The organism is Providencia sp. PROV080 (assembly GCF_033688105.1).
GTDB lineage: Bacteria > Pseudomonadota > Gammaproteobacteria > Enterobacterales > Enterobacteriaceae > Providencia > Providencia zhejiangensis.
In genome coordinates this window covers 2,849,366-2,876,136 of sequence record NZ_CP096346.1, presented here as the reverse complement: position 1 = coordinate 2,876,136, position 26,771 = coordinate 2,849,366, and the positions used below count along the sequence as shown (strand labels likewise).

Below are 26,771 nucleotides of genomic sequence, written 5' to 3'. Positions count from 1 at the left end.
AGCCTTATTATTCGCCATTGGTTTAAAATACTTGCTAGGTTTCGCTGACATTATCTACAAAAATTTATAAAAAGTAAAAAATAATGCCATAACCTTAACAAGCTAAAGTCTACAACGAACTTAAAAAGATACAAGTAGAGCAAGCAAAAATCGTTATAAAAAAACATATTTTAGTGGATAAATCAGAGAGATAAACATAACCTAATTTTAGATTGATTATTATCTATCCCATTGATCTCAATTATTTTTTCTACATTTTTTGAGCTTGTTATATCCAAATGTCAAATTTACTAAGAATATTCTTAATCTTGGCTAGTGATAATAGTTAGAGTGAATTTTTAGGTTATTTAGCTGTCCAGAATGGATACTTGCAATATTATGTGTTTTTTGAGGGCGCATAATAAAGCCAATAGAATGACCTTCTTGAGCCGCGCTTTGTAATCGAGCAAAGTCCTGTTCATTTAATTCAGGAAGCCAGCCGAGTACGACACTGTAATTACCACTCTTTAATGCCTTTTCCATTGCATCTATTGTCGTTATTGACGGCATATTACTTAATTGCATGATTTTATTTATAGGTAAACCAGACTGCTCTAGCCAATGGCGACTCAACTTTTTATTTGGACTCAACCAAAGCAACCAGCGAGATTGCACACCAAATTGGCGCAACATTGGCAGTAGGATGTAATCCATAATAGGATGTTTTTCATCATAAACCAGTTCACTCACCATACCATGCTGCATGGCATCATGGATATGTGGTGTTGAAGGCATGACTTGCGTACTGTGGTTAACAGAATGTTCAGTTGCTTTGTTCCAAGAATAGATAGCCATAATTCACCTCACCAATCAAGCTGTATGAATATACAGTAACTGTATATTCATACAATATCAAGCCTATTTTTTCAAAGCGCTTCGCAACTTTGGTGTTTTTATCTGCAATATTCTTGGAGTTTTAGGCTGTTCATCCCAGAATAGGTTTCTGCTAATTGTTTGTAAAATTAGGATATTTATAGTTTCACATACAAGGATGGAAGTAGATGAATACTCATAAGGAGCTTGGGTGTATGTCTTTACTGGAAAAGAATGATCCTCGATTAGATCAGCTATTAAAACGTTTTGGTGAGTTTAAAAAGAAAAACCACTTTGGTGGATATTGTCTAATCATCGATAGTGCCATCATCGGGTTAACATTAGATGGCCTTTTATATTTACGTGGATGTCTTTTTGCAAGAAGCTACTTTGAATCTATTAAACTTAGGCGGCTAGTGTTTAGCAAAAAAGGCATACCGCTAGAACTGCGTTATTATCAGATCCCTGAGCAGATATGGGAAAATGAAGAGTTATTGCTCCATTGTATTGAGTTAGCTTATCGTTCTGCGATTGAAGAACGAAAACAAAAACAATCAGCGGTATTACGCATCAAAGATTTACCGAATATGAATATGTCAGTAGAGAGAGCATTAGGCAAAATCGGCATTCATAAAGTTGATGATTTACGAGCAATAGGTGCGAAAGCTTGCTTTTTGAAGCTAAAACAGTTGGGGCGATTTTCTCCTAGTATTAAATTACTGATTGGATTAGCGGGGGCAATAGAAGGCTATCATAGTGCTGTTTTACCATTACAAATGAAACAAGAATTGATCAATTGGTATAACAGTGTGGGGTAGGGCTAATTAAGGTGAGATAAACGATGAGAGGGGATGTCACTGTTTCGCCACATTTTGACACCCGCTCATCTGTTTTATTTATCGGCTAACTGACTTAATTTTGCTCGTGTACATAATGATTTGCTGACGTATTAATTTGTATGATCATAGCCTTGATTTCAGGAATAAGCTCCAGTAATAATCTTGCTTGTTCCATAATCAGTACTGTTTTTTCATCATCACTGACGGATATGCTATCAATGCGACGCGTAATACTTTCTCGTAACTGTTCTGATTTCTCTTCGGCTTGAGCGTCCAACGTCAGGATTTGCAATGAGGTTTCTACATAGCAAATAGCATCACTTAAAATCGTGAGGTTATCCTTATTTTGCATCTGCTCTCGATGTGCACCAAGGGCGGAAATATAGCTCAGCAATGTATGGTTAAGGCATAGAAGCCTAAATGCCTGTTCTTGGGTGACTTGATAGGACTTCGGGTCTGATGCCATATTCGAAACAATAGAAGCAAATTCTGCATCATTATTATGGGCATCTCGCCGTGCTACTCGGTATTCAAGGCTATTATCTTTACCTTGATAGTATTGTTGCAAAATCGCATCTAAATAACGGCAATTGCTGTCCATGGTTTTTTGTACCACTTGAGGTAATTGGCGAAATTTCCAATCAGGCCATATAAAGCTCACTGCAAGAAAGGCAATAAAACAACCGATTAAAGTATCAATGACCCGAGGAAGAGCAACCTCAAATCCTTCTCCTAATAGGTTAAAACAAAAGAGAACAAGCAAGGTAATAAATAGGGTTGCTTGAGCATATTGGCTGCTACGGAAAACAAAAAATAGCAAACCAGAAATAACGATTAAGGTCAGCTGTCCTTCCATTGAAGGCACAAAATTTAATAAAGGTAACCCAACGAGTATCCCGATGAGGGTACCGATTATCCGTAGTGCGAGTCGTCGTTTGGTTGCACTATAGTTAGGTTGGCAAACAAATAAACTGGTTAATAAAATCCAATATCCTCTTTCTAAATCAAATAACTGGATAATGAGATAGCCTGTACAGAGTAAGAGTGACATTCTAACGGCATGGCGGAAAAGTGCAGACTTAGGCGTTAAATGATGTTTAAAGCGGGCAATAATATCACTGAGACCTGAAGGGGACTCATCTGATAATTGTTCAATTTGTTTATTGTGGTGTTGCCGTGAATTCTGTTCAAGGCTAAGCCCACGCAATTGCACGTCAATACCTTTCAAGTTTTTGAGTAAGTTATACAACGCTTTTATTTCATGAATCGCTGGGGAGCGTTGCTTAAGTAATTGCAGTGAGTTTTCAAGGTAAGTGAAAGTACCTTCAAAGCGTGGGTTATGTTGATATTGTTTACGCCATAGGACTGATTGAGCGACTTGCTGGCAAGCTCTTGCTTGCATACTCAGTAAACGTTGAAAACGGAATAATATATCGCTGTGGCGCAGGGTGCGACTCAGCTGTTGGTATTGAATGTGTGATGAGCTGGCACGTTCATGGATATCTTGCGCCACAAAATAATATTGTAACGTCGTACGGGTGCCTTTTTGTCCGCGATCACCTTTTAGTCGGCTAAGAAGCGCTATTTTTGCTTGATTCATCGTACTGACTAATGTGCTATTAACGAGTGCTAGCTCGTAGACTGACTGCGGGTAGTCATCTTCCAAATCGGGGTCGAATAGGTTAGCTTTAGCATCAAGATAAGCCGCTAATTGCTGATAACATTGCGTAATGGCATCTTGCAACGGCCTAACTGGAAATAGAATATGGCCGATTAAGGTCAAGACGTTATACCAAATAGCACCAATGAGTAGCAAAGCAGGTTGTTGATACCATGTATCAAAAATAGGCACACCCAGCATGGTATAGATGGCAATTAATAGTGCACCAAAAGCAATCGTAGCATAGCGTTGACCTAATGCGCCCAATAGAATGAATCCACAGGTTGAAATTGCCAGACCAAAGAAGAAAAGTATTGGATGTGGGAATAACAATTCAATAGAGACGGATGCGATAAAAAAGCAACATAGTGTGATAACTAAGTTTTTTAAGCGGCCAGTTAATCTATCATCGAGATCCGTCAGAGCCGCCGCAACCATGCCTAAGGTTAAGGGAATTGTGACTTTGGGCTCTTGGTTTAATAACCAAGGAATGAGAGTCGTCCCTGTCAGGGCGATTAAGATTCGGATATAATATAAAATATGGCTATTATATAAAACACGACGATAACTGGTAAGCAGCGTTAACACAAAGTACCTCAAAGGCAAACATTCCCTAGTCTATACTCGTCATATTTCAAGTTGCTTAGTTGTTGATGTGTTTTCAACCTGCAAATTTAAGTGCCTATATAATCTAGTTTTCTTTTCAACACATTGTTGAACATTTTCTAGATACAACTCGAATTATGTAGAGTCTATATAGGATAGCGTGTTTATGAGTAATAAAAAACTGTTTGGAATCAAGCTACCGTTATTTTCATAATTGAACAACTCAGGTGCAGGATGTATGGAACTGAAATCAACACAGATTGGGCAGCGCCTGGCTCAGCATCCCTATAATCGGGTTCGCTTATTGAATGCTGGCATTGAGGTGAGTGGGGAAAAACATCAATACCTTATACCTTTTAATCAGTTAATTGATATCCATTGTAAAAGAGGCATTGTCTGGGGAGAGCTAGAGTTTGAACTCTCTGATGAGCAAGTCGTACGTTTACATGGTACTGAATGGAAGCAAACTCAACGCTTTTATCATTATTTAAATGATAAGTGGCAGCAATGGAGCCTAGAAATGAGTGAAATCAGTGCTGAAGTCCTGACTTCACTCGCAAAATCTATTCAGCAACAAACTCAACAAGATAGTTGGCTCAACTTACGTGAGTTAGCGTCCTTTCGGAAAAAAATTAGCGAAAAATTTTCGTCTCTCCCTTTGCCATTGGCTCGTGTTAGCCAATTTGAAAACTGTGCTGCCGCTTATCGTTATTGCTTACAGTGGCTAGAAGATGGCGAACGCTGTCGACAGCATATTAATCAACAATGGAGTGAATCAATATTGTCACGCTATGGTGACTTTTTTCAACATGTTGAAACATCACCACTGAACCCCAGCCAATCTCTAGCAGTGATTAATGGCGAAGAAAATATTTTGGTGCTGGCTGGTGCGGGGAGCGGAAAAACATCGGTACTTGTTGCCAGAGCAGGTTGGTTGCTTTTAAGAGGATTCGCTAAGCCTGAGCAAATCTTATTATTGGCTTTTGGTCGTAAAGCGGCTCAAGAAATGAATGAGCGCATTCATGAGCGCTTGCAACAAGAGGATATTGAGGCAAAAACCTTTCATGCATTAGCGCTACAGATTATTCGTGAAGGTAGTAACAAATCACCAGTTATCAGTGAATTAGAAACAAATTCACAAAAACGCAGTGAATTATTACTTAATGAATGGCGCGAACAGTGTAGTAGTAAAAAAGCACAAGCCAAGGGGTGGCGTGAGTGGTTAACCGATGAATTACAGTGGGATGTTCCTGAAGGTGAGTTTTGGCAAGATGAAAAAATCAGTAAACGGGTCGTTACTCGGTTAGATCGTTGGTTAAGCTTAATGCGCATGCATGGTGGCAGCCAAAAAGAGATGATCGAAGCCGCAGATGAACAGCAACAAAGCCTATTTCAAAAACGTATTCGTCTCATGTCGCCTCTTTTAAAAGCATGGAAGAGTGCGTTAAAAGAGGAAGGGGCTATTGATTTTTCGGGACTCATTCACCAAGCAATTAATTTATTGGAGAAAGGGCGTTTTATCAGTCCTTGGAAGCATATTTTAGTTGATGAGTTCCAAGATATCTCACCATTAAGAGCAAAGTTGTTACAAGCATTACGTCAGCAAAATAAGCAGACCTCACTCTTTGCAGTTGGTGATGATTGGCAAGCGATTTATCGTTTTAGTGGTGCAGAATTAGATCTCACAACATCTTTTGAACAAAATTTTGGGCAAGGAGCGCTATGCGCTTTAGATACAACTTATCGATTTAATGAACGTATTGGCGAAATAGCTAATCGCTTCATATTACAAAATCCGACTCAACTCGATAAACCGCTCAATAGCTTAGTGAAAGGCAGTAAGAAATCGGTCATTTTGCTCGATGAAAATGCACTAGAGCGTTTATTAGACAAAATGAGTGGCTACGTTACAGATAATGAAACTATTTTGTGTTTAGCACGTTACCATTACTTAAGACCCGAAATTTTAAATAAAGCTAAAACACGCTGGCCGAAGTTGAATATCGAGTTTATGACTATTCATGCTTCAAAAGGCAAACAAGCGGACCATGTCATTATTTGTGGGCTTAATAGTGGGAAAGATAGTTTTCCAGCGGTGGCGAGAGAATCTATCATGGAACAGGTTTTGCTACCGAAACACGAAGAGTTCGAGTATGCGGAAGAGCGACGATTATTATATGTTGCAATGACGCGTGCTAAACAGCAGGTATGGCTACTTTACCATCCTGATGAGCCTTCAGAGTTTGTGGATATCTTAAAACAGTTAGGTGTTCCTAAACAGAAAAAACCATAATGGATGATAGGTGCCGGACACGAACTATCCGGCACTGATTCGTTATTTGGTGCGCTCTTGCAAGTATCGTTGATAATCAGGAATAACGACATCAATTTCACCATCAAAGTATGGTGAGGTAATGATAAAGTCAGCTGTTGCGGGGTTGGTCGCAACGGGGATATTCCAGACTGTTGCTAAGCGTAATAGGGCTTTAACATCGGGATCATGAGGAACCGCATTGAGTGGATCCCAGAAAAATATCATCACATCGATCTTTTGTTCAGCGATCATTGCGCCAATTTGTTGGTCACCTCCCATCGGGCCACTCAGCATACCGGTGACATTAAGACCAGTATGGTGACTAATTAGACTGGCTGTCGTTCCTGTCCCAAACAGTTTATGAGGCTTTAGCTGCTCACTATTTTTTGTCGCCCATGCTAATAGCGAGGATTTGCAGTGGTCATGGGCAACCAGTGCTATATTTTTCGGGGTTTTTATTCTACGAGTTGTTGATTCCATGATGTTCCCTTAAAAGTCGCGTGATATCACGCTAAGAGCATTAATAATGCTTATTTACCTGTTGTGGCTGGTTGTTATGGAAATAATTAGGGAAATCAATTTATTATTTTATAACAAATGGTTAAAGTGGAATAAATACGTTTTCCCGTATTGCCAGCAACCTTAGCGTGATGGCCTATAATAGAGAAATTGAGTGATCACGCAGGACAAGGTATATCATATTGTGAGTTAATAGTTTACTGATTTTGGGAGATATTTTGATGGATAGTCAAGAAATTGCTGAAATATTACGGCGTGTTAACACGATCGCATTGGTCGGAGCAAGTGATAAACAAAATCGCCCAAGTTATGAAGTGATGGCATATCTATTAGAGCTGGGGTACACCGTGATTCCGGTTAGTCCTAAACTATCGGGTCAAACATTATTAGGGCAAAAAGTATATGAAAAGCTGAGCGATATTCCCCAACCTATAGATATGGTAGATGTGTTCCGTAATGCCGATGCTGCCGTTGGCGTCGCACGGGAAGCCGTAGACGTTAAAGCAAAAGTGTTATGGCTGCAAAAAGGCGTTATCAGTGAAGAAGCTCAACAAATCGCTTTGTCTGCTGGTATGAAATTTGTCATGGATAAGTGTCCAAAACAAGAAATTCCGGCGTTAGGCTTAGAAAAATAAGCGCCATAACGTAGTAAAGCAGCTAACGCGCTGCTTTACTGTGGATGAACGATAAAGGATTAGTTACGTAGGCGTGGTGCTTGTAATTGTGAACGAATAGATTCAGCTAATTCGTCCATAGAGGGTTGTTCTGGATGGTCATCAGCGGTTTCATAAGTAATTTGAGCTTCTGCCAAATAAGTATGAATAGCTTCGCCATTATCGTCTTCCATAACAACGTGATACCAAGGCAAATCACGTAATGTGCTGTTTGCAGCAATATCATCATCGTCATGCGGTTGTTCGAGCGAGTATTCAGCATCAACATCTACTACAACGCCTAGGTAGCCGAGTAATTTATGTCTAACTTGTTGCCCGATCCCATATTTACTGGTGATCATCATAGCCACCTCCTAAAAGCCTTGCTTATGCTATAACTTTATATCTGGGCAGTGTTCCGCGTTTTCAAGCCAATGTATGGACAATTATTCATAACGCAATACACTGTCTTATATGTAACATGAAAAGCAGTGCCTCGATCTCAGATTATCTGTTCAACGCATAAAACACAACTGTAATAAATAGGTTATTTATAAATAATCTACTGATAAAGGGGGCTAAAAATGACAAAAGCAGCCGGACGTTTGTTTTATATTTATGGCCGTGTACAAGGGGTTGGTTTTCGCTATCAAACATATCATTGGGCTAATCAGAATGGAATAAAAGGATATGTTTGTAATCGCGAAGATGGCAGCGTTGCGCTAGGCATTTACGGCTCAGAGCAAGATATCTGCTTTGTAGAGGAATGGCTTAATGCAGGTGGTCCCCCTGGAGCAAAAATAGACCATTATTTTAGCGAAAACTGGGCAACTGAAAAAATAGCGGATTTTTCAGTCCGCTATTAATTTTAGGGTAATGAGTTAAATGCATTTGACAGGTTTTGGTAACCCAGCAAGTTTCGTGGCTTGCTTTGCGGGACCTTTAGGGAATAGTCGATACAAGTAGCGGCTATTTCCTTTCTCCTCTCCAAATTGCTGTGAAACCGCTTTTACCAGCATACGAATAGCGGGTGAGGTGTTAAACTCTTCGTAAAAGGCACGAACAAAGCGAACAATTTCAAGGTGCTCTTCTGTCAGCGTAATATTTTCTTGCTCAGCGAGAAGAGGGATAAGCGCCTCGCTCCATTGTTGGCTATCAATAAGGTAGCCTTGTGAATCAGTCTCAATTTCTTGACCGTTAAAACGCAACATACAAATTTCTACCTAAACAAAAATAGAGTGCAAATTTAGCAAAAAATAGTCAATAACCCAAGTAACCTGTTAAATATGCCGATAATTTAGCCCAACGATACGCTAAGCGTCTATTTTTATAGCAATTGATAAAAATAAGGGTTTACATCGAAAGCCCAGATGTTTATAGTGCACGTCATTGCGGAGGGGTGGCCGAGCGGCTGAAGGCAGCGGTCTTGAAAACCGCCGATGGGAAACCATCCGAGAGTTCGAATCTCTCCTCCTCCGCCATTTCAACATCTCCTAGCGTTTTCTGAAATCTCCTATTATTCAGTAATAATCCAATCTCCTAACAAAATCTCACGCTAATAAAATCGACTATCGACTTTCTAAATCTCTGCAATTTGTTGTATCGAATTCCCTTCTACAATATTGGTGATTTATAAAGCTAACAGACATGGCAATCAAGCGTGCCAAGTCAAAAGCAAAATCCTACACGCTGGCGGATGCCAACGGGCTATCTTTATTAGTTGAAATTAACGGCTCCAAAGGCTGGTGTTATCGCTATTAATTTGCTGACAAAACTAAAATGATATCGTTAGGTATCTATCCTGTTGTCATTCTCATTGAAGCAAGAGCGAAAAGAGACAAATCACGAAAACAGGTCGTCAATACTATTAATCCAAATGAATCCAGAAAAGCAGAAAAAGCAACCACCATTAATCAAACTGAAAACACCTTTAAAAATCTTGCCCTTGAATGGTATGAGGATAGAAAGGACCGCTGGTCTGTTGGGTATCGTGATGACATGATGGACGCATTCGAAAAAAGATGTATTTCCTTATATAGGTCATTGCCCGATTGCCGAAATCAAACCCATGGAATTACTTGAAGTGCTTTCTATTATGGAAAAGCGCGGAGCAACCGAGAAGCTAAAGAAAGTGCGTCAACGTTGTGGTGAGGTGTGGAAGTACGCCATTATTACTGGTAGGGCAGAGTATAACCCTGCACCAGATTTAGCCAGTGCCTTTGTTCCACATGCCAAAACTAGCCTTGCTAGAAAACTAGAGGTTATTGTGCAAAACGAAACCCTCACACTAAACAGTTAATTTGAGCTATTTTTAAGTAATATACTAATAAGTAAATAGTATTTAGTATCAAATAAAATTGCGCATTGATGCCAAAATTGCGCACTAAAACTGCGAACGAAATTGCGAATTCGCAGTTTGAAAATTGCGAACAAAAGTGCGAATTTTGCAGTTGGTCATGAAATAGAAATGTAGTGTTGAAGCCTCTTTCTGGCTGGCTTTATTCAATGATAGCCTGTTATCAATTGTTATGGTGAGTTGTTGAGAAATATCAAGGTTGTTCGCAGTTTGCTACTTCTTAAAACTTCAGGTTGAACTTAATTATCGCTATTTCATTTTAAGGGAAGTGGACAATATCTTTTGTACCGTTTTGATTGGTGTAATATTAGGTATTAGGTTATTTCTGCATCAATATCGGACGATTCTTATATGTCTAATAATTACTATAGTTAGTATAAGATACACTTAAATTTCGTATATATATGAAATTATTATAATTTATTAATTTTGAGCTATCTTCGATGAATAAAAAATCTAATTTAAGTCTTATTTTGGTTTCACTGATCTTATTAAGTGGTTGTACCCAGAAACATAGAGATACCATATCAGACATAACTTATGCATTAACGGGTGTCCCTGGTGCAAAGCACAAAAACAATGGGAATAATAACACCACAATGAAATCAAAAGCACAGTTAGAAAGAGAAAAAGAAGAGTATGAATTCAAAAATCGCCGCCAAAGTTGGATTGGTAAATCTATAGATGACCTAATAATGCAAAGGGGCAGTCCTTTTGGAGTTCATAAGAGACAGGATGGGGGCTCTCAATATACCTTTAAGAAAACCCAAAACAGTTCTAATGACCCGTACCTTAATAACCCTCGCTTATGTGTAGATAACTTTATTACCGATAAAAATGGATTAATTAAAGACTGGTCATCTTCTAACTGCCTTTATTAAACAGAGTTCATATAGTTTTTCCTAATCCTTTTTTGTTAGACGGGCGAGTTAGTTAGCTAAAACCGCCCCCTACATGCTTTATAATTAAATGAGTTTCTCTATAATATCCTTGTGACGCTTCCACGCTGAATAAATATCCTTATCCCACACTTTACCGCCTTTCGTTTGATAACCAGCCTCATTAATTCGTTCAGTAATAAGCGCCCGTTATCTATGCCCTCTGATAGTGACCACTTCCACTTTATTTAATGCAAGCACCGTTAACGGGTACCACTCTCGATGATATCCCGGAGCCATATAGGATTTTATATTCGCCGTTCGACTCTCTTTACGACAAATTTCAGAACGGTATACCGTGTAAGGCGGTAATGCTTCTATCTCTTCAGGAAGAATCGCAGTGAAATGAATGTTTTTGCCATTTGTTGGCGACGTAAAGGTGTCATTTTTGCATACTCATGCAAAGAGAATACACTTAATAACGCAGTGAAAGCGGTTTTATAAGACAGAAGATAGCTTTCAAGATTAGCTTCAGGTGATACACGAGGCACCACATCAGAACCATTTATATGACGATAATGAGTAATGTCGGGTAAGCCATTAATCACAGTTATCGAATAAAGCCGAGGTGACCCGTAGGTATGCAAAACTGAATTAAGTCGATGCTCGTCGAAAGATATCATATTTGGGATTTCGGAAGTGCTTTAAACACCTTAGAAAACTCGGTAATGTTGCTAATGCTTCGCGGCAAAGCCCCTATATCTAGGGGCTAAATATATTTTATACCTTTTTGTTATCATTATTTTCTGTAGAAAAACCTAATAATTTTGCCTTTTCTATCAACTCTTCTTTTGCATTTTTTTGTTTAAAATATTTTTTGTGTAATTCAGCAAAGCAATTTGTGTCTTTAGTTTTACATTCGTTCATATCATTAGATTTATCTGATAAGTATTTAATCATAGATATTATTTGAGCTTGTTTTTTATCTGCTTTCGATGGGTTTTTTAATGCATACTGAAAGGAATTATCAATATCATTTTTAATTTTTTCTTTTGCAACTTCTATTGGCGCACAGTTTTTTAATGTTGGAGAGCCAACAACAACACTGCCCCCTTTGCAATAAAATAAAACCTCTTGATTTTTATCTAAATCTATGGGTATATCTTGATAGTTTTTTGAGAAACTTAGCACTACTCCATGAAACTTATCTTTTGTTTTTAAATGAACTTGAGGGATATCACCAAGTCCAGAATGGATATTATCAACTATTCCGTTAATTATTATGTCTTTTCCTTTGAATTTTTTATCTCCTCTAGCTTCATTTTTAGAATAAACTTCCCTCATATCATGTGCTGAGCTGTAGATCATATTATTTGAAAATAAACTCTCACCACCAGTTAAGCTAGTTTCAATATCATCGTTAATCAGAGAGTTTAATATTTCATTTTCATTACTACTTAATTCAATCGCACTTTCTGAAAAAGCAAATGAAGATAAACCGAAAAAGAGAGGAATGGCGATTTTTTTGAATTTCATAATGACTCCATATTAAAAAATGAAAAACTAAAGGCTAGCACAGACGAAGGTTAAAATGAATTATCTACAACCCCTATAAAATCATACTTTCTATGAACTTATCTAGCTTATTACAAACAGTTTCAGTAAAATGACTAGTTATGTAATCAGAGTTTATATACTAGATAAATTCATGTAAACACCGACAAGCAATTTCCTTTTCTACTTCCTGATCAAAGAAAATCAAAATCGATCCCCATGTGTGCACCAAATAATGATCAGTTCAGGAAGCAAAACTATGTCAGGTAATAGGAACCTGATTAGCTGCCCTAACCCGCGTAATTGTTTGTCTAGTTGCTCCAAATTCTTTAGCTATTTAGCTGATACTCTGGCCGTAGCCAATCCTCTTAATAACTTCCTTTTTTGGTCATCGCTCAACGCGAGGGGACACCCAAAATACTTACCTGCATTTTTGGCTCGCTCAATAACTGAATAAGTACGCTCAAGAAGTAAATCACGCTCAAATTCAGCAACAGCAGAAATTACTTGCATAGTCATTTTTCCGGCAAGGTTTATTAAATCAATGCCACCTAATGCTAGGCAATGATCCCTGATACCAGATTCAGCAAACTGCTCCACCGCTTTTCTAATATTCATAGCATTACGCCTAAGGTGGTTGAGTTTAACAACGATTAATACATCGCTAGTTTTCATACGGTCTATTAATCGACTGAATCCCAGTCTTTCACTTGCAGCAACAGAACCGCTGATATGTTCCTCAACTAAACGTTGAGGCATGATGGAAAAACCAGCAGCTTCAATTTCACGCTTTTGGTTTTCGGTGTTTTGTTCAAGGGTTGAAACTCGGCAATAAACAAAAACACGAGACATAATTAAATTGCCTATACGAAATGAATGTATCAATTATATTTCGAGTATGAAATTAACTATACTAGTTTTCGTACATGGTTATAACTATATGTACCAATCCGGCGGTTTCGTACACTATTAATTTAATAACGCATGTGAATTTTGTTTTGTTATTTTTAGCTCTCTTTTCATAATTAGCGTCACCCTAAGGATAGAAATTTATATTTTCATTTTATTTATTACTCTAAAATCAAATAATTCTATCCACATTAGCCCCTATACGATGTCCAAAAAACTATTGTCCTAACGTGTCACTAAATCATCAACGTTTAAAGTCACTTATCATGATTTTTTCATGTGATATTTGGTGCTCCCTTTCGTTGATAAGGCCAATTATATATAACCGCCTCGGCTTATGCCTTGGCGGTTTCATCGTACTTATATTTTTTGATTAAATTTGTTGTTGTTCGCGTAAGGCATTTTATTATCTAGTAATTTAAAGCTAAAACTTTCTCTATCGACGTATCCAACAACATTATTTGAATCATATAGCTGAATGAAGAAATCAGCTAATTCCTCGCTAGAATGATATGTACCAAACACCTTATCATAATCATAATATTCTACCCCGTTAGCAACTCGACCAAAATCTGTTTTAGTAGCTGCCGGAGCCAGTAGTTTAACTTTAATTTTAGCGTTTAAGTTTAATAATTCATGTGCCACCCCCTCAGTAAAAGAGCTGACAAAGAATTTCGAACCACAATAGGTAACGGCTGTAGGTACTATAGTGTATCCTCCTGCTGAACTTACATTGATCAGCTGTGAACCATCAATATTCTGGTTATCGCGCACGAACATTAACGATAAAATCGCGAGTGTATTAATATTCAAATTTAATAAAGCTTTTGTATCTTTTATTGGCTGAGAAAATGCTTTCCCATAATACCCAACACCAGCGTTATTTACCCATACTCGAATATCAAAAACTTTCAGCTCTTCATAAAGTGAAATAGCATCATCGATAATAGATAAATTACATGATTTTGTGACAACCTCAATGCCTTCATTAATCTTGCCTAATTCGACTTTCAATTCATTCAACAAGGAGTCTCGCCTCGCTACTGCAATAATATTAAACCCGCGTTCAGCTAATTTTATTGAAATTTCACGTCCAATACCTGAACTCGCACCTGTAACGACCGCATAATGTTTATTTTTCATAACACACCCTCTTTGACAAAAGTCTCAAAATGGTAAAAGATAGAGTTAACTCTAGGTCAAGGAATTTCTGGGTAATACATGAATTATTCAATCAGTCAGTTTGCACAACTAACCGGATTCACCATATACACCCTTAGATACTATGAAAAAGAAGGAATATTGAAATCATCTAGGCAAACCAATAATCATAGGTACTATTCTGAAGACGATATTGAGTGGGTTAAGTTTATTACTCGCTTAAAAGAAACGGGTATGCCTTTAAAAAAGATTAAAGAATACTCGATACTAAGAAATATAGGCTCATCTACCTCACTTGAGAGAATGAATTTGCTGACTGAACACTACGCTAACCTTGAAAAGCAAATTTTATCTTTGAATGAACACTTAAGTAACTTAAAACTTAAGATTCAGCATTATCAAGAACAATTAAAAAAATGAATACTAATTGACTTACACGACTAACTCACAAGCACCATATATTATTGTGGATGTGGTGCTTAAATGCTCCTGCTATTTTTAGAGCATTCCACCCACAATCTCTTTACATCATCACGCTTTCTACTGGCATTGTCCACTTCCCCTAAAATAAGACAGCTATAATTAGAGAAAGATAAAATCGTCATCGATGCCATACAATCCGTTTTAGCTAAATCTCCACAGTCGGGATTCTGGAAATGCTATTTTCGATTGAGATTTCAAGGTTATCCTTTTAATCATAAACGAGTTTATCGCGTTTATTGTGGATTAGGATTAAATCTGAAACGACGGGTTAAAAAGTGCTTCCGAAGCGTGAAAAAAGACCATTAGTCATAGAGAAAGTCCCGAATATTCAATGGGCATTGGATTTTATGCACGACAGTTTATATTGCGGCAAACGCTTCAGAACCCTCAATATTATTGATGAAGGAACGCGTGAAAGCCGAAAGAGGGTTGCCGAAACAGACCCGAGTCGATAATGGTCCTGAACTCATTTCAGTTAACTTATTGAATTATTGTGAAGATAACCAAATTTTTCTGTGCCATATTCAACAGGGAAAACCGTAGCAAAATGGGGTTATCGAACGTTTTAATGGTTCGTTCCGTCGTGAGTTTTTAAATGCGTATTTATTTGAATCATTAAGCCAAGTGCGAGAATTAGCGTGGTTTTGGCTGCAAGATTATAACCAAAATCGAACCCATGAAAGTTTAAATCACCTCCCACCGGAGGCCTATCGACAACAGTTAGAAAACGCTAAATTGGTGTGTCTCAATTAAAGGGGAGTGGACATAACGTAATATTATAAAATTGATGTTGCCCTCACTAATGAGGGAAAGATAGATAGCAACAATAACGAACTACGGCAAGATTAAACAGGGATGTTACGGGGAGGATTAAGCCGATAACGGTGAGATTACGGTGAGGTTTCTGGCGATCAATTTGACCGTTAGTAGTTACATCAATGAGTTGTGACAAGGTTAGTGGTCACTGTGACCTCTCGCAATAAAAACAATGTGTTGCCACCTCTTACCATTGGTCACTGAAACGATGACCAATGAGCGTTAATCTGGTTTTGTGACTGAATTAAACGTTATCAATTAGTTGTATTTTGATTCCGTCGTTTTAACGGAATTAAGTATAATCAACAGGTTATAGCCACATACAGGATAATCCCGTATCATCATGGTTAAATTAACGTTTCGATCACCTCTGATAATTAGATTGATTACCTATACACACAGAATCCCATCTGAATTATATTTTAACCGATGGCTTATATTGTGATGGTATCAAGATGAATAAACCAAAAATGAGAAAAGCGAAATCAATCAGGATCAACACGTCAGGAACGGTAATAAAAGCCTCTGAGAGAGTTAGAACCGCACAGGTAAAGTTATGGCCACAATGACTATTCAGGCGGAGAGTGACAAGCGTAGCCCGTACCCATTAAATCTAGTGGCATTCCATATTAACGCGCTGGAGCTAATGACCTGCCAGAAAGAAAACAAAGCCACGGTTACAGGTCGCTATGAATGGTTTAATGGTTATCAGCTAATAAGAGCAATAACAATTTAATGACAATGGATAAAATGGAACACAAAGTTAATATTGTTAAAGCAATAAATATCATTGATGAAAACTCTAAAGTTCTTTACGGAATCTTTGGGATGATTGATAGCTCAGGCTATTTTCCTCCTTGTGATTTTTTGAATGAATTTTTATTTCATGGAAGCGACCCTTGTGACCAAGATTATAGAATGGGGGAATGGAAGCCTTTTATTCTCACAAAGCAAGAATATGAGGGAGTCAAAAAATGGTGGTATGAATTACATCCCGAAGCTATTGAATCGAGCTTAAACTGCAAATGTTGGTGCGATTGGGTACAGAAAATATTAAGTCAATAATTGACCTTTATTCATTTTTCGCAACGTTTTTAAGCCTTGGATTGTTCGGCAAGTACGCTAGTGAGTTTGACCTTTTGCGGCAATAATGAGTTTCTTTATCGGTTCATGATCGGGCTCAGTACGATGAACGAAATATAGATTGACTGTTTTTCATGTCAGTAAGGAGTCTCCACTCCTTAATCAAACGGGCTATGGTATAGCCATAAGTGACGGTTGACTCTTATTAAGTAAGACATAGCAATTTAGAGTTTTCTCGTTGTTTTCGATGTCTCTCCGTTGGGGGGGAATTAAACTTTTATGAGTTTAGTTCAGTTCAATTCAGGTTGTAGCTTTGGCAGAAAATCTGATTATAGCTGTCTCACTTTAGGGGGGGTGGAGAAGTGTAAACACCTCAATAGCTGTTGAGTTTATTCATTAATCCCTAAGATACAATCTGGTAATACTCGCTAAGTAACTTTTAAAGAGTCTTTGCTTATGTTTATTGATGAAAGTCTATAATGCCAAACTTTGAGGCGTTAAGGTTAGCTAAGTCAACATTTCTTTTTTCCAAGTGAAAATATTAGAAGGCTCGATATATATACCCTTTTGAGGGTCAAAAAGTACGCCATCAGTTAATTTTATGAGGCAGTATATGGATATCACCGTTATGGTTAGTTCTAAGGGATTGTTACCGATTGAAAAACACATACAGAAATCAGCACTAGGTATATTAACCTCTTGTTTTTCTTCATGGTCTATAAACCATGAACAGTATTCAAAGCCCGTTACTTCTTGATTAAATTGAAAAGGCAGAAAGCCAGAGAAAGTGACTAAGTTAATGTCAGTATCCATAATCAGCGAGCTATTCATTTTTGTTATTTCCGCTTGCCATTTAGAAGGCGATGGTAGCGATTTAGTCGCGAGGTAAACGTGAAAATTTGTCGACATAAAGACCAACTTAAGCAAATATATTTTATGTCACATCAGTATACTCAATATTTTCCACTCATGAGTGTTTTTAGTCTTCGCCATCACAAGTTTTCGGGTGAGTCTTCTTTCAGGTACGGTTGTTGCAATATCAACAAGGCGTGACATGCATAATCTATCAACACAATAATATTACGGGGCCGGATGTAGCAAAGATGCGAGTAAAGCATTTATATTGCTTTTGGCGATAATCGTAGCTTTTTACACTGACATTATCTGAGTTAAACCCACGTAATATTCATTTGTCTTTTTAAATTCTAACTATTTTTGTACCAACCATCGCAGCTTGCCCACCAACTCTGACACGATTTATCGTTTGTCCTTGTTTATTAATTATCACCTGAAGGAGGGAAGAACATGCCATAGCACGCCCTTGCTCTAACAGAAAATGCGTGTCATTAGGCAAGACATGCTTGACTAAATAGCATCCTAAAGCGCCGCTGGAACTCCCCGTTGCAGATTCTTCATTTATGCCATAAAGAGGTGCAAAGTTACGGCAGTGGGCGGTGATAGATGCATCGCTGCTTAGTTCAAATACATGGAAACCTATCGTATTAAATTGGCGACTTAGGTTGGTGATTTGCGCATAGTTTGGACGTAGGTCATCTAATTGACCGGGCTGTACGGGAATAATAATGTCTGGTAATCCTGTTGAGATCACCTCTATGGGGAGACCCGTTGCCTCGATAGTTTCTTGTGGTATGCCAAGAGCGCTTGCAACATCTGCAACATCAGGTCCTTTGCGTATGATAGGTAAAGCTTGCTCCATGATGATCCCATCAGAACTGACATCGACACTCAGAATTCCAGCTTTTGTTTTCTGTGTATAATGCCCAGAAGTCAGCTGATGAAGTGAAAAAAGGGTAAAAAATGCGGCTAGTGTAGCGTGCCCACAAAAGTCTACTTCTGCTTCTGGAGTGAAAAAATTCACCTTGAAATCGGTTTTTTCGCCACGATAGACAAACGCTGTCTCGGAAAAGCCAACTTTCCGTGCGATGGCTATTTTTTGTGCATCGCTTAGCTCAGGGGGATAGAGCACGACCCCAGCGGGATTACCGCCAGAATTATTTCGTGTAAATGAATTTATGAGGTGTACCTGAACGTCGAGTCCAACCGAATCTAGTATCTCGTTTTGCATCTATTCTCCAATATTTTTTGACTCAGTTTGCTTGATTTTTCTGAGTATAAAGCTTTCTTATCGTTGATAGAGATAAGTAATTAGTATGAACGTTTACCATTTCAGCCGAAACATGGTTGCTTAATCGAATCGCGATGTAGTCGGTCAATAAATGGTCTAAAAAGGTCAAGCTTGAATAATTTTTTACAGCCAGATGGTCGGGATTTCATATTTTTGACTATTTCTCTATACAGGACTAGCGGAACTCATGACTAATTACCATCATCAATTGGTTTTGTATAACAAAAATGATTTTTTCTCTCTTTTTAGGTAGAAAGTGGGTAGAACATCAATGCCCAGTTTGTTTAAAATCGGCTCATTAGTGATATCAGACAGGGTAAAGGAAAAAGACGAATTATAGAGTCCTCATTCTATTACAGTGGAGACTATGGCGCTTTATTGACCATTAGCTAACGCCTATTTGATCATCGGGTTGATGTATGCGGGGCTTACCTCTGCTCTGTAGTGACTCGCGATATACTTGATGTGACTCGTTGAGCGTTAACAGACATTGAGGTCATTATTTTGGGTGTTATAGGAATAGAAGATTTTATGGTTATATCCTTACGATTATACGTGAAGGGTTGGTGATAATAGCAAGCTGGTAATAACGGTAAAGTGGCGATATAACAGTATCATGTCATCAATGGGATAATGATGAATGCTTGAGTCTTGTTGTTGATAAATTGAGTCATGTGACATGTTTATGTCATGTACAATAGGAATATTATATCTGTAGGTTGAAGCTTATTTAAATTAGAGAAATTAAACCATGCAAGAGCGGTTAATTAGCCTTAGTGACAGACCATTGTCTAGAATTCAGTTAGATAACTTTCATTATGACTTGCACGCTATTTCTTTAATTTTGAGTAGTGCAGAGGAAATATTCAAATTAACATTTGAATGGGTTTATTCATTTAGGGTAACGGATGAAGGAAACCTCTTAAAAATGCTTGACTATTTTGACGGTCAGATGACGACAGGGTTATATAAAGTCGCAAATTCATCCTATTTACAGTGGTTCCATGAGCAAAGTGCGAATATCCATGATGCGTGTGTTGAACATTATTTAGTTGTGACAAATGATGATGTGATAGACATTATCACATCGGCGAAACCTTTGTTTGAATCTTTATCAGAACCTAAAAAAACACTCGATTGTGATACTCTTTTGCGATAATGATGCGTGATTAAAAGTTATAGAAATAATTAATTAATTGAAATACCATCAAAAAACTAGTTTTTTTGATGGCAGTATTATATTAAAGCAAAAACGATGTTAGCAAGGGTATTTTGATAAAAATACCGTCTATGGTAGACGGTATTTTCAGCGTTATTCGTCGCAAGATGGTTTACCCGTACGGTGATTTAATGCGCCATTAGCAATTAATAACTTTTGCATATCTGGCAGATTATTCTTACATGCATAGGTTAGTGCGCTTTGATCGTAGGAAGGGTAGGTTTTATCATCGGTTGTCGTGGAGCGATTAATATCAGCACCTTGCGATAAAAGATATTTTACGATATCAAGGCGGTTATTGCTGGCGGCGACCATAACAAGTGTTTCACCGTCGCTTTCAAGCGTTTGGTCATTTAAATCAACATCTTTTTTCATTAAGTTATGGATTTTTTCAACGACATTAACATTATTCCCAAGCACTGCGGATTTTAATACGTTATACACATCTCCTTTATCAGTTGCCCATAGATTCGCATTCTGAGAGATAAGGTAATCAACCATTTCTTCATCACCGATAAATGCAGCCCAGCCAAGCGCTGTTTGGTCTAAACTACCAGTATCTTTTGCTTCGATATTTTGCCCATTAGCGACCATTTTTTTGACTTTGACTAAGTCACCTTGTTTTACTGCATCAAACCATTCAGCGTTTTCGCCTGTGCTGGGTGTTTTATAGAAAATTCTATGAGGTAAGCGATTTTCATTAGCTAATTCAATCATTTCAGAATAATTATATTTAAATGATTGATATTCTGGCGGATTATTTTTATTGATAACCTGAGCTTGAGCGTATGCTGCCACCATTGATAAAGATAATAGAACAACTTTTAATCCGAATACTCGCATTATTAACTCCAATATTATATTTTGACGATCAGGTTATTATTTTAACTAAAAATAAATTATTTGCATTTAAATGATGCTAAAGTGAAATTGATTGTTTAATTGGAAATGCGGTTTATGTAATTATTTGATTTTATTTGATAAAGTGATTTTTAATCAATAAAAAATTGCTTAGAGGGCACTTGCTCTCTATAAAAACGTTTCGTTAGTTTTTTCTGGTGTCTTGTCCTTGAAGGAGCAGTTCTGTTTAAACTCAGGATTGGATATTGCTATGGTTGCAATAACAATACCTTTGGAGCTGGTTTTATGGCGGTCAGCGGGGGAGATAAACTTGATGTGATAGTTTGGCAAAGGGTCAACAATTTCAACGGGTGTCATGGCATCTAAGGCTTCAAACTGATCAAATAACACGATGTTAGCATGTGAATTTTCATGGTGAGTTTCTTAATATCAGAGCAGTGTAGCTATAACGAGAGATATCGGAAGAGCCAAACAATGTGTTCGTGATATTGGATGTGAGTCTTATAAAAATATTCTAAAACTTCTGATAATGATAACTGTCTATGCCTGTTGAGAAAATAATGAGCGCTCGCTTACACCATATCAAGCAAGCATCAAAAGGTCGTAATAGATATGATATTGTTGAGAGTGCTAGTGTTATGACGGTGTAGCAAAATAAAAATCGTCATGATGGCCAGTATTGACTCGGAAATAGTGTGCTCTTGTTATCACAAGGGCGTTGTTGAGCAATAAAGAGTTAGGTAACAAGCTATGATTGCCTTTCAATTTCTTCTATTCTTTTTATCACAGAGGTTGTATCGCTGTTGGCATATTCCATTGTACTCAGGTAGATAATATTTTTTGTGTCAAAATCCTTTTTGTAAAATTGGTATTTTAATTCTGGAATACAAATAAGCAGGGAGGCATTTTGTTGTATCAACATTTCAATATCTGACTCTGTATTATCTTTATAAACAATCTAATTTAAATTCTTTTTTTGGATAGTGGATTGTAATAGAGAGACATAGTGCTCAACGGTATTTCCTGACAATATACGGGCGATGAAATTAGAACCATCTAGCCATGTAAAGGCTGCTCTACCAAGTGTTGGACTAGGTTGATAAATAAGGTAGACTTTTTTTCTTCTATTGTCACGACGACTATCCTTATGAGGATGGAGATAGTTTTAAGGATTAAAACTATAGCATGTTTTGGTGTGATCAATGTTTTTATTTTAAAGAGTGATATTCACTAAAAATAAACGGATTCATTGATGATTTATTTTAAGTTTCAAATGATTTATTAGCGGAACATGTGTTATCAAAAATAATAAATAAGGCAGTGGTATGGATGGTTAGTATTATTTAATAGTAGAATAATTAACCACAACGACTGCCTAACTTCAATGGGTGTTTATTGGGCTACCCATCCACCATCCATATTCCAAGCAACGCCTCTGACTTGTGTGGCGCTATCAGAACATAAAAAGAGGGCTAATTCGCCTAATTGTTGAGGTGTAACAAATTGGCTTGACGGCTGTTTTTCTTCGAGTAAGTCTTTGAGTGCTGCTTCGGGCTTTGCTCCATCAGCGATACGCTTATCGATCTGTTGCTGTACCAGTGGGGTTAATACCCATCCCGGACAAATGGCATTGCAGGTAACATTAGTGCGAGCGGTTTCAAGAGCGACGCTCTTGGTTAATCCTATGACACCATGTTTAGCCGCCACATAAGCGGATTTATTTTTTGACGCGACTAGACCATGTACAGAAGCAATATTGATAATCCTTCCCCAATTATGTTTAAGCATATTTGGTAGGGCTAGCCGCGTGGTATGAAATACAGACGAAAGATTGATGGCGATGATAGCGTTCCATTTATCGACAGGAAAGGATTCTGTTGGGGAGACATGTTGGATCCCTGCATTGTTAATCAGAATGTCCACACCGCCAAATTCCTTATCTGCATAGTGCATCATATCGATGATTTGTTTTTCATCGCTTAGATCGGCATTGTGGTAACCCGGTATATTGCCATTTTGTTTTTGTGTCACCGCGGCTTTTGCCATCTCGATATCGCCAAATCCATTGAGAATAATTTTGGCGCCAGTTTGGGCGAATACTTGTGCAATTCCTAATCCTATACCGCTAGTGGAACCTGTAATAAGTACTGTTTTTCCATGTAAATTCATGATTATTCTCCTCAAATAAAGCGAACTGTATAAAACAAATCAATAAGGTGTTTTTGAGCTACCGTATTGTTAACGATCAATTTACTGTGCACTAACTCATGCATAATGCGGCTCATTTTGAACAGGAGGCTTACACAATACCTGTCATATAAAAGACACCGATGACGAAAAAGACGGCGAGACTTTTAATGATGGTAATAGCAAAGATCCCACCATAAGCTTGCCTATGGCTCAAACCTGTAATAGCGAGTAATGTGATCACCGCACCATTGTGAGGAAGGGTATCCATGCCACCACTAGCCATTGATGCTATACGGTGAAAGACTTCAAGAGGGATATGTGCAGCGTGAGCCGCCGCAATAAAATTATCGGCCATTGCCGCTAATGCAATACTCATTCCTCCGGATGCTGAGCCAGTGATACCTGCTAATGTCGTGATACTAATAGCTTCGTTAAGTAATGGGTTCGGAATGGTTGAAAGCGCGTTAGAGAGAACTAAGAATCCCGGTAATGCGGCAATAACGGCACCAAAACCGTATTCAGACGCTGTATTCATAGCGGCAAGAATCGCACCACTAACAGCACTTCGGCTTCCTTCAGCTAAACGCCCACGGATATTACGGAACCCCAAAATGATAACTAATAAAATACCGGATAGCAGGGCGGCTTCAACAGCCCAAATTGCAGTAATTTTACTTAAGTTAGTCATGATGGGCGCAGAAAGCCCCGGTAACATTAATTCGTGTTCTGGCCCATACCATTTAGGAATGAGATAAGTGAATACTAAGTTTAAGACACCCACTAAAATTAAAGGTGAAATAGCGACAATAGGATTAGGCAGATCAATATTTTTGGGCGTTTCTGGTTCATTGAGTAATTCGGTTCCATAACCTTCATTTTTTATTTTGGCCTTACGTCTTTGACGTTCTAAATAGATAAGGCCAAGTAAAATGATAAATAATGAACCAATTAAACCCAGCCAAGGAGCTGCCCAAGCGGTTGTCCCAAAAAAACTGGTTGGGATGATATTCTGTATTTGTGGGGTACCCGGCAACGCATCCATGGTGAAAGAAAAAGCACCAAGAGCGATTGTTGCTGGGATCAAGCGTTTGGGGATATTACTTTGCCTAAAGAGTTCGGCGGCAAATGGGTAAATAGCAAAGACCACCACAAATAAGGAAACTCCGCCATAGGTTAATAATGCACAGGCTAATACGATGACTGGAATAGTGTGGCGTTGCCCTAATATTTTGATGGCAGCGGCAACGATTGAATGAGAAAAACCAGATAATTCAATTAGTTTTCCAAATACGGCACCTAGAAGAAAGACGGGAAAGTATAATTTTACGAAACCGACCATTTTCTCCATAAATAGCCCTGTGAAGGCTGGCGCTACAGCACTAGGGTCGGTGAGTAGTACAGCACCGAGAGCTGCGATTGGCGCAAATAGAATAACGCTATATCCACGATAGGCTGCCAACATTAGAAGGCACAGTGCGGCTAGGGCAATTAATACACTCATTATGGCACCTCAATTTTTTGCTTGTGCTTGTGGAAAATCAAAGAGACGTTATGGTTTTAAGCCAAAACGTAATTGGTGTTCTCTGCGTTTTTGAATGTATTCCTTGCGTGAATCATCCCAGCGATAAAACCCTTGCCCACTACGTATCCCTATATGCCCAGCCTTAACTTTTTCATCGATTAAGGCGACCATGTCACTTCCGTTTGCCAATTCAGGTAGTAAATGACGATAAATATCTTGCACAGTAGCAAGCCCGGTCATATCCGTAGCTTCAAATGGACCTATCATTGCATAGCGTCGTCCTAATGACGCTCTCATGACTTGATCGACGGTTTCAACGTTAGCAATGCCACTGTTCACGATGTGTAGTGCTTCTCGGAGTAAGGCAAATTGTAAACGGTTACCAACAAAGCCTGGTGCAGCACGGTTTAGTACCACAGCCTCCAATTGCATGCCAACGAGTATCTTTTGCAGCATATTGAGATATTCAGGTTGTGTGGCTGAACTAGGAACAATTTCTACAAGCGGAATAAAATGAGGAGGATGCCAAAAATGAGCGATTAATAAACGCTCTGGGTAGGTAAGGTTTGCTGCTAGCACATCGGGAAGAAAACCGCTGGTATTGCTAGCAATAATAGCATTTGGCGAAATAAGTTGTTCAAGTTGGGCATACAGTGCATGCTTTAAGTCCAATTTTTCAGGTATAGCTTCGATAATTAAATTCGATGGCGCGATGTCATTTAATGAAGTCGTTCCTTTTAAACGCAGGATAATCTGTTCTTTATCATCTGGAGAGCATTGTTCAGCGGCAATCAACTCATCAAGAATGTGGTTAGCAACAGTGCCGATTTCAGCAATTCTTGTATCATCAGTGTCATACAACCAAATTGTATGTCCATGTCTTGCAAAATGCGTGGCAATCCCAACGCCCATTAAGCCTGCACCGATAACGCTAAAATGATTATTCTGCATAAGACGCTCCTTTTGGTCGTTCAACGGCTAATGCAATGCCTTGGCCTCCGCCAACACAGAGGGTGGCTAACCCTTTGTAGACATCTCGACGAGCCATTTCATGAAGTAGAGTGACAAGAATACGGCATCCCGATGCGCCAATAGGGTGGCCCAGTGCAATTGCTCCCCCATTAACATTAACTTTTTCGCTATGCCAACCTAACGTATTGCTCACCGCGAGCGCTTGGGCCGCGAACGCTTCATTCGCTTCAATTAGGTCTAAATCGTCAATGCGCCATCCCGCTTTGGCTAAACAGCGACGTGATGCATCGACTGGACCAATTCCCATGATGGCGGGGTCAACCCCTGAGACCGCATAACTCACAATTCGAGCCAAAATTGGCAGACCGAGTGCTTGAGCTTTTTGTTCACTCATTAGCATGACGGCGGCAGCACCATCATTAATTGAAGATGCATTTCCAGCGGTCACTGAACCATGGTTAGCGCGGAATGCGGGAGGAAGCTGGGCTAACTTTTCAGCTTGAATATGCGGTCTCGGTTGTTCATCGGTATCGACGGTTATCGTAGTTTTATTCTTTTGTGGGATATTGACAGGAGTGATCTCACTGGCAAAGCGACCGGTTTCTATTGCCATTGCCGCTTTTTTCTGAGAATTCAAGGCAAATAGGTCTTGTTGTTCACGGTTTATGTTAAATTGTTCGGCTAAATTTTCTGCGGTGATCCCCATATGGTAATCATTGAAAGCATCCCATAATCCATCATGCACTAGGCTATCTTTTATTGTGTGATGACCCAGACGCATTCCTGAACGGGCGCCATCAAGATAATAAGGGGCTTTGCTCATATTTTCTTGCCCACCTGCAATCACAATGTTGGCATCACCACAACGAATCGCTTGAGCTGCCTGTTTCACTGCTGCAAGACCTGAGCCACAAACTAAGTTAATTGTAATCGCTGGGGTTGTTTCGGAGAGCCCCGCAGTTAAGGCAGCCTGTCTGGCAGGGTTCTGCCCACAGCCTGTTGTTAATACTTGCCCGAGTATGACTTCATCGACTTCATCTGCCGAGATAGCCGTTTTTTCGAGGAGTGAACGGATCACGGTCGCGCCAAGTTCAACGGCTGAAAGAGAGGATAATGCTCCCTGAAAAGCCCCAATAGGCGTACGTGTGGCTGCAACTATAACGACGTTTTGCATCATT

General features: G+C 38.7%; 25 protein-coding genes, 1 tRNA gene and 3 pseudogenes. 12 read left to right on the top strand and 17 right to left on the bottom strand.

All coding sequences use genetic code 11. From position 1 onward, the window contains the following. Positions 1 to 312: 312 nt before the first annotated feature. Positions 313 to 834, bottom strand: coding sequence for an SOS-induced cell division inhibitor SulA (gene sulA / locus M1F03_RS12800; protein ID WP_154623222.1), 522 nt, complete (start codon positions 832 to 834; stop codon positions 313 to 315). Positions 835 to 1,067: 233 nt separating this feature from the next. Here sulA and M1F03_RS12795 point away from each other — a divergent pair, with 233 nt between their 5' ends. Continuing rightward, complete coding sequence (locus M1F03_RS12795; protein WP_230085824.1) at positions 1,068 to 1,670, top strand: TfoX/Sxy family DNA transformation protein; 603 nt, start codon at positions 1,068 to 1,070, stop codon at positions 1,668 to 1,670. A 94-nt stretch (positions 1,671 to 1,764) separates the two neighbouring features. Here M1F03_RS12795 and yccS read toward each other — a convergent pair whose 3' ends face one another. Then, on the bottom strand, positions 1,765 to 3,939 hold the full coding sequence (gene yccS, locus M1F03_RS12790) for a YccS family putative transporter (protein WP_249999117.1): 2,175 nt from the start codon (positions 3,937 to 3,939) through the stop codon (positions 1,765 to 1,767). A 256-nt stretch (positions 3,940 to 4,195) separates the two neighbouring features. Between yccS and helD the strand changes: the two genes are divergently transcribed. Further along, the gene (gene helD, locus M1F03_RS12785; protein ID WP_251464492.1) at positions 4,196 to 6,250 is read left to right on the top strand and encodes a DNA helicase IV; all 2,055 of its coding nucleotides are present in this window, start codon (positions 4,196 to 4,198) and stop codon (positions 6,248 to 6,250) included. Positions 6,251 to 6,292: 42 nt separating this feature from the next. On the opposite strand, the gene M1F03_RS12780 is transcribed toward helD, so the two are convergent. Further along, the gene (locus M1F03_RS12780) at positions 6,293 to 6,751 is read right to left on the bottom strand and encodes a methylglyoxal synthase (RefSeq protein ID WP_154623218.1); all 459 of its coding nucleotides are present in this window, start codon (positions 6,749 to 6,751) and stop codon (positions 6,293 to 6,295) included. A 260-nt stretch (positions 6,752 to 7,011) separates the two neighbouring features. Here M1F03_RS12780 and M1F03_RS12775 point away from each other — a divergent pair, with 260 nt between their 5' ends. Then, complete coding sequence (locus tag M1F03_RS12775) at positions 7,012 to 7,425, top strand: CoA-binding protein (RefSeq protein WP_318839948.1); 414 nt, start codon at positions 7,012 to 7,014, stop codon at positions 7,423 to 7,425. 59 nt (positions 7,426 to 7,484) lie between these two features. Here M1F03_RS12775 and hspQ read toward each other — a convergent pair whose 3' ends face one another. Further along, a complete protein-coding gene (gene hspQ / locus M1F03_RS12770) occupies positions 7,485 to 7,808 on the bottom strand; it encodes a heat shock protein HspQ (RefSeq protein WP_195848159.1) in 324 nt (107 codons plus the stop codon). A gap of 219 nt (positions 7,809 to 8,027) precedes the next feature. On the opposite strand from hspQ, the gene M1F03_RS12765 reads away from it, so the two are divergent. Next, positions 8,028 to 8,309 carry an acylphosphatase gene (locus M1F03_RS12765; RefSeq protein ID WP_154623216.1) on the top strand — a complete coding sequence of 94 codons (282 nt, stop codon included), beginning with the start codon at positions 8,028 to 8,030 and terminating at the stop codon, positions 8,307 to 8,309. Positions 8,310 to 8,324: 15 nt separating this feature from the next. Here M1F03_RS12765 and tusE read toward each other — a convergent pair whose 3' ends face one another. Next, a complete protein-coding gene (gene tusE / locus M1F03_RS12760) occupies positions 8,325 to 8,654 on the bottom strand; it encodes a sulfurtransferase TusE (RefSeq protein ID WP_154623215.1) in 330 nt (109 codons plus the stop codon). A gap of 182 nt (positions 8,655 to 8,836) precedes the next feature. On the opposite strand from tusE, the gene M1F03_RS12755 reads away from it, so the two are divergent. The 3 genes and pseudogenes from M1F03_RS12755 to M1F03_RS12745 all read left to right on the top strand — a co-directional run bounded on the left by M1F03_RS12755 (position 8,837) and on the right by M1F03_RS12745 (position 10,680). Then, a tRNA-Ser gene (locus M1F03_RS12755) sits at positions 8,837 to 8,924 on the top strand. Between the two features lie 151 nt (positions 8,925 to 9,075). Then, positions 9,076 to 9,691: pseudogene (locus tag M1F03_RS12750) on the top strand (tyrosine-type recombinase/integrase); the annotation flags it as partial. Between the two features lie 551 nt (positions 9,692 to 10,242). Beyond that, the gene (locus tag M1F03_RS12745) at positions 10,243 to 10,680 is read left to right on the top strand and encodes a hypothetical protein (RefSeq protein WP_196714079.1); all 438 of its coding nucleotides are present in this window, start codon (positions 10,243 to 10,245) and stop codon (positions 10,678 to 10,680) included. A gap of 374 nt (positions 10,681 to 11,054) precedes the next feature. Here M1F03_RS12745 and M1F03_RS12740 read toward each other — a convergent pair whose 3' ends face one another. The 4 genes and pseudogenes from M1F03_RS12740 to M1F03_RS12725 form a co-directional block, all read right to left on the bottom strand. Beyond that, entirely contained in the window at positions 11,055 to 11,360 is a 306-nt protein-coding gene (locus M1F03_RS12740) for a hypothetical protein (protein ID WP_318839947.1), read from the bottom strand. Between the two features lie 97 nt (positions 11,361 to 11,457). Continuing rightward, entirely contained in the window at positions 11,458 to 12,213 is a 756-nt protein-coding gene (locus M1F03_RS12735; RefSeq protein ID WP_318839946.1) for an OB-fold protein, read from the bottom strand. A gap of 280 nt (positions 12,214 to 12,493) precedes the next feature. After that, a pseudogene (locus M1F03_RS12730) lies at positions 12,494 to 13,083 on the bottom strand (recombinase family protein). A gap of 417 nt (positions 13,084 to 13,500) precedes the next feature. Continuing rightward, positions 13,501 to 14,283: an SDR family NAD(P)-dependent oxidoreductase gene (locus M1F03_RS12725; RefSeq protein WP_318839945.1), complete on the bottom strand. Its 783-nt coding sequence runs from the start codon at positions 14,281 to 14,283 to the stop codon at positions 13,501 to 13,503. Positions 14,284 to 14,361: 78 nt separating this feature from the next. On the opposite strand from M1F03_RS12725, the gene M1F03_RS12720 reads away from it, so the two are divergent. The 4 genes and pseudogenes from M1F03_RS12720 (at position 14,362) to M1F03_RS12705 (ending at position 16,665) form a co-directional block, all read left to right on the top strand. Further along, entirely contained in the window at positions 14,362 to 14,721 is a 360-nt protein-coding gene (locus tag M1F03_RS12720; RefSeq protein ID WP_154624582.1) for a MerR family transcriptional regulator, read from the top strand. Positions 14,722 to 14,886: 165 nt separating this feature from the next. After that, a pseudogene (locus M1F03_RS12715) lies at positions 14,887 to 15,537 on the top strand (transposase); the annotation flags it as partial. A 619-nt stretch (positions 15,538 to 16,156) separates the two neighbouring features. Then, complete coding sequence (locus M1F03_RS12710; protein WP_318839944.1) at positions 16,157 to 16,336, top strand: hypothetical protein; 180 nt, start codon at positions 16,157 to 16,159, stop codon at positions 16,334 to 16,336. A 14-nt stretch (positions 16,337 to 16,350) separates the two neighbouring features. Next, entirely contained in the window at positions 16,351 to 16,665 is a 315-nt protein-coding gene (locus M1F03_RS12705; RefSeq protein ID WP_251464481.1) for a hypothetical protein, read from the top strand. A gap of 525 nt (positions 16,666 to 17,190) precedes the next feature. On the opposite strand, the gene M1F03_RS12700 is transcribed toward M1F03_RS12705, so the two are convergent. Together M1F03_RS12700 and M1F03_RS12695 are read right to left on the bottom strand one after the other, a co-directional pair. Then, positions 17,191 to 17,514, bottom strand: a complete 324-nt coding sequence (locus M1F03_RS12700) for a hypothetical protein (RefSeq protein WP_230085868.1) — start codon at positions 17,512 to 17,514, stop codon at positions 17,191 to 17,193. Positions 17,515 to 17,881: 367 nt separating this feature from the next. Next, on the bottom strand, positions 17,882 to 18,769 hold the full coding sequence (locus M1F03_RS12695; RefSeq protein WP_251464480.1) for a PhzF family phenazine biosynthesis protein: 888 nt from the start codon (positions 18,767 to 18,769) through the stop codon (positions 17,882 to 17,884). Positions 18,770 to 19,757: 988 nt separating this feature from the next. Here M1F03_RS12695 and M1F03_RS12690 point away from each other — a divergent pair. Next, on the top strand, positions 19,758 to 19,988 hold the full coding sequence (locus M1F03_RS12690; protein ID WP_231131744.1) for a hypothetical protein: 231 nt from the start codon (positions 19,758 to 19,760) through the stop codon (positions 19,986 to 19,988). Positions 19,989 to 20,141: 153 nt separating this feature from the next. On the opposite strand, the gene M1F03_RS12685 is transcribed toward M1F03_RS12690, so the two are convergent. The 6 genes from M1F03_RS12685 to M1F03_RS12660 all read right to left on the bottom strand — a co-directional run bounded on the left by M1F03_RS12685 (position 20,142) and on the right by M1F03_RS12660 (position 26,767). After that, positions 20,142 to 20,891, bottom strand: a complete 750-nt coding sequence (locus M1F03_RS12685; protein WP_251464479.1) for an ankyrin repeat domain-containing protein — start codon at positions 20,889 to 20,891, stop codon at positions 20,142 to 20,144. Between the two features lie 186 nt (positions 20,892 to 21,077). Then, positions 21,078 to 21,299 (bottom strand): hypothetical protein, encoded by a 222-nt coding sequence (locus M1F03_RS12680; RefSeq protein WP_251464478.1) that lies wholly within the window; start codon positions 21,297 to 21,299, stop codon positions 21,078 to 21,080. Between the two features lie 1,002 nt (positions 21,300 to 22,301). Beyond that, positions 22,302 to 23,078 (bottom strand): 3-hydroxybutyrate dehydrogenase, encoded by a 777-nt coding sequence (locus M1F03_RS12675; protein WP_251464476.1) that lies wholly within the window; start codon positions 23,076 to 23,078, stop codon positions 22,302 to 22,304. 130 nt (positions 23,079 to 23,208) lie between these two features. Continuing rightward, the gene (locus M1F03_RS12670) at positions 23,209 to 24,603 is read right to left on the bottom strand and encodes a GntP family permease (RefSeq protein WP_251465297.1); all 1,395 of its coding nucleotides are present in this window, start codon (positions 24,601 to 24,603) and stop codon (positions 23,209 to 23,211) included. A gap of 45 nt (positions 24,604 to 24,648) precedes the next feature. After that, entirely contained in the window at positions 24,649 to 25,572 is a 924-nt protein-coding gene (locus M1F03_RS12665) for a 3-hydroxyacyl-CoA dehydrogenase family protein (protein ID WP_318839943.1), read from the bottom strand. Continuing rightward, complete coding sequence (locus M1F03_RS12660; protein ID WP_251464473.1) at positions 25,562 to 26,767, bottom strand: acetyl-CoA C-acetyltransferase; 1,206 nt, start codon at positions 26,765 to 26,767, stop codon at positions 25,562 to 25,564. Before M1F03_RS12660 ends, M1F03_RS12665 begins: the two co-directional genes overlap by 11 nt. Between the last annotated feature and the right edge of the window lie 4 nt (positions 26,768 to 26,771).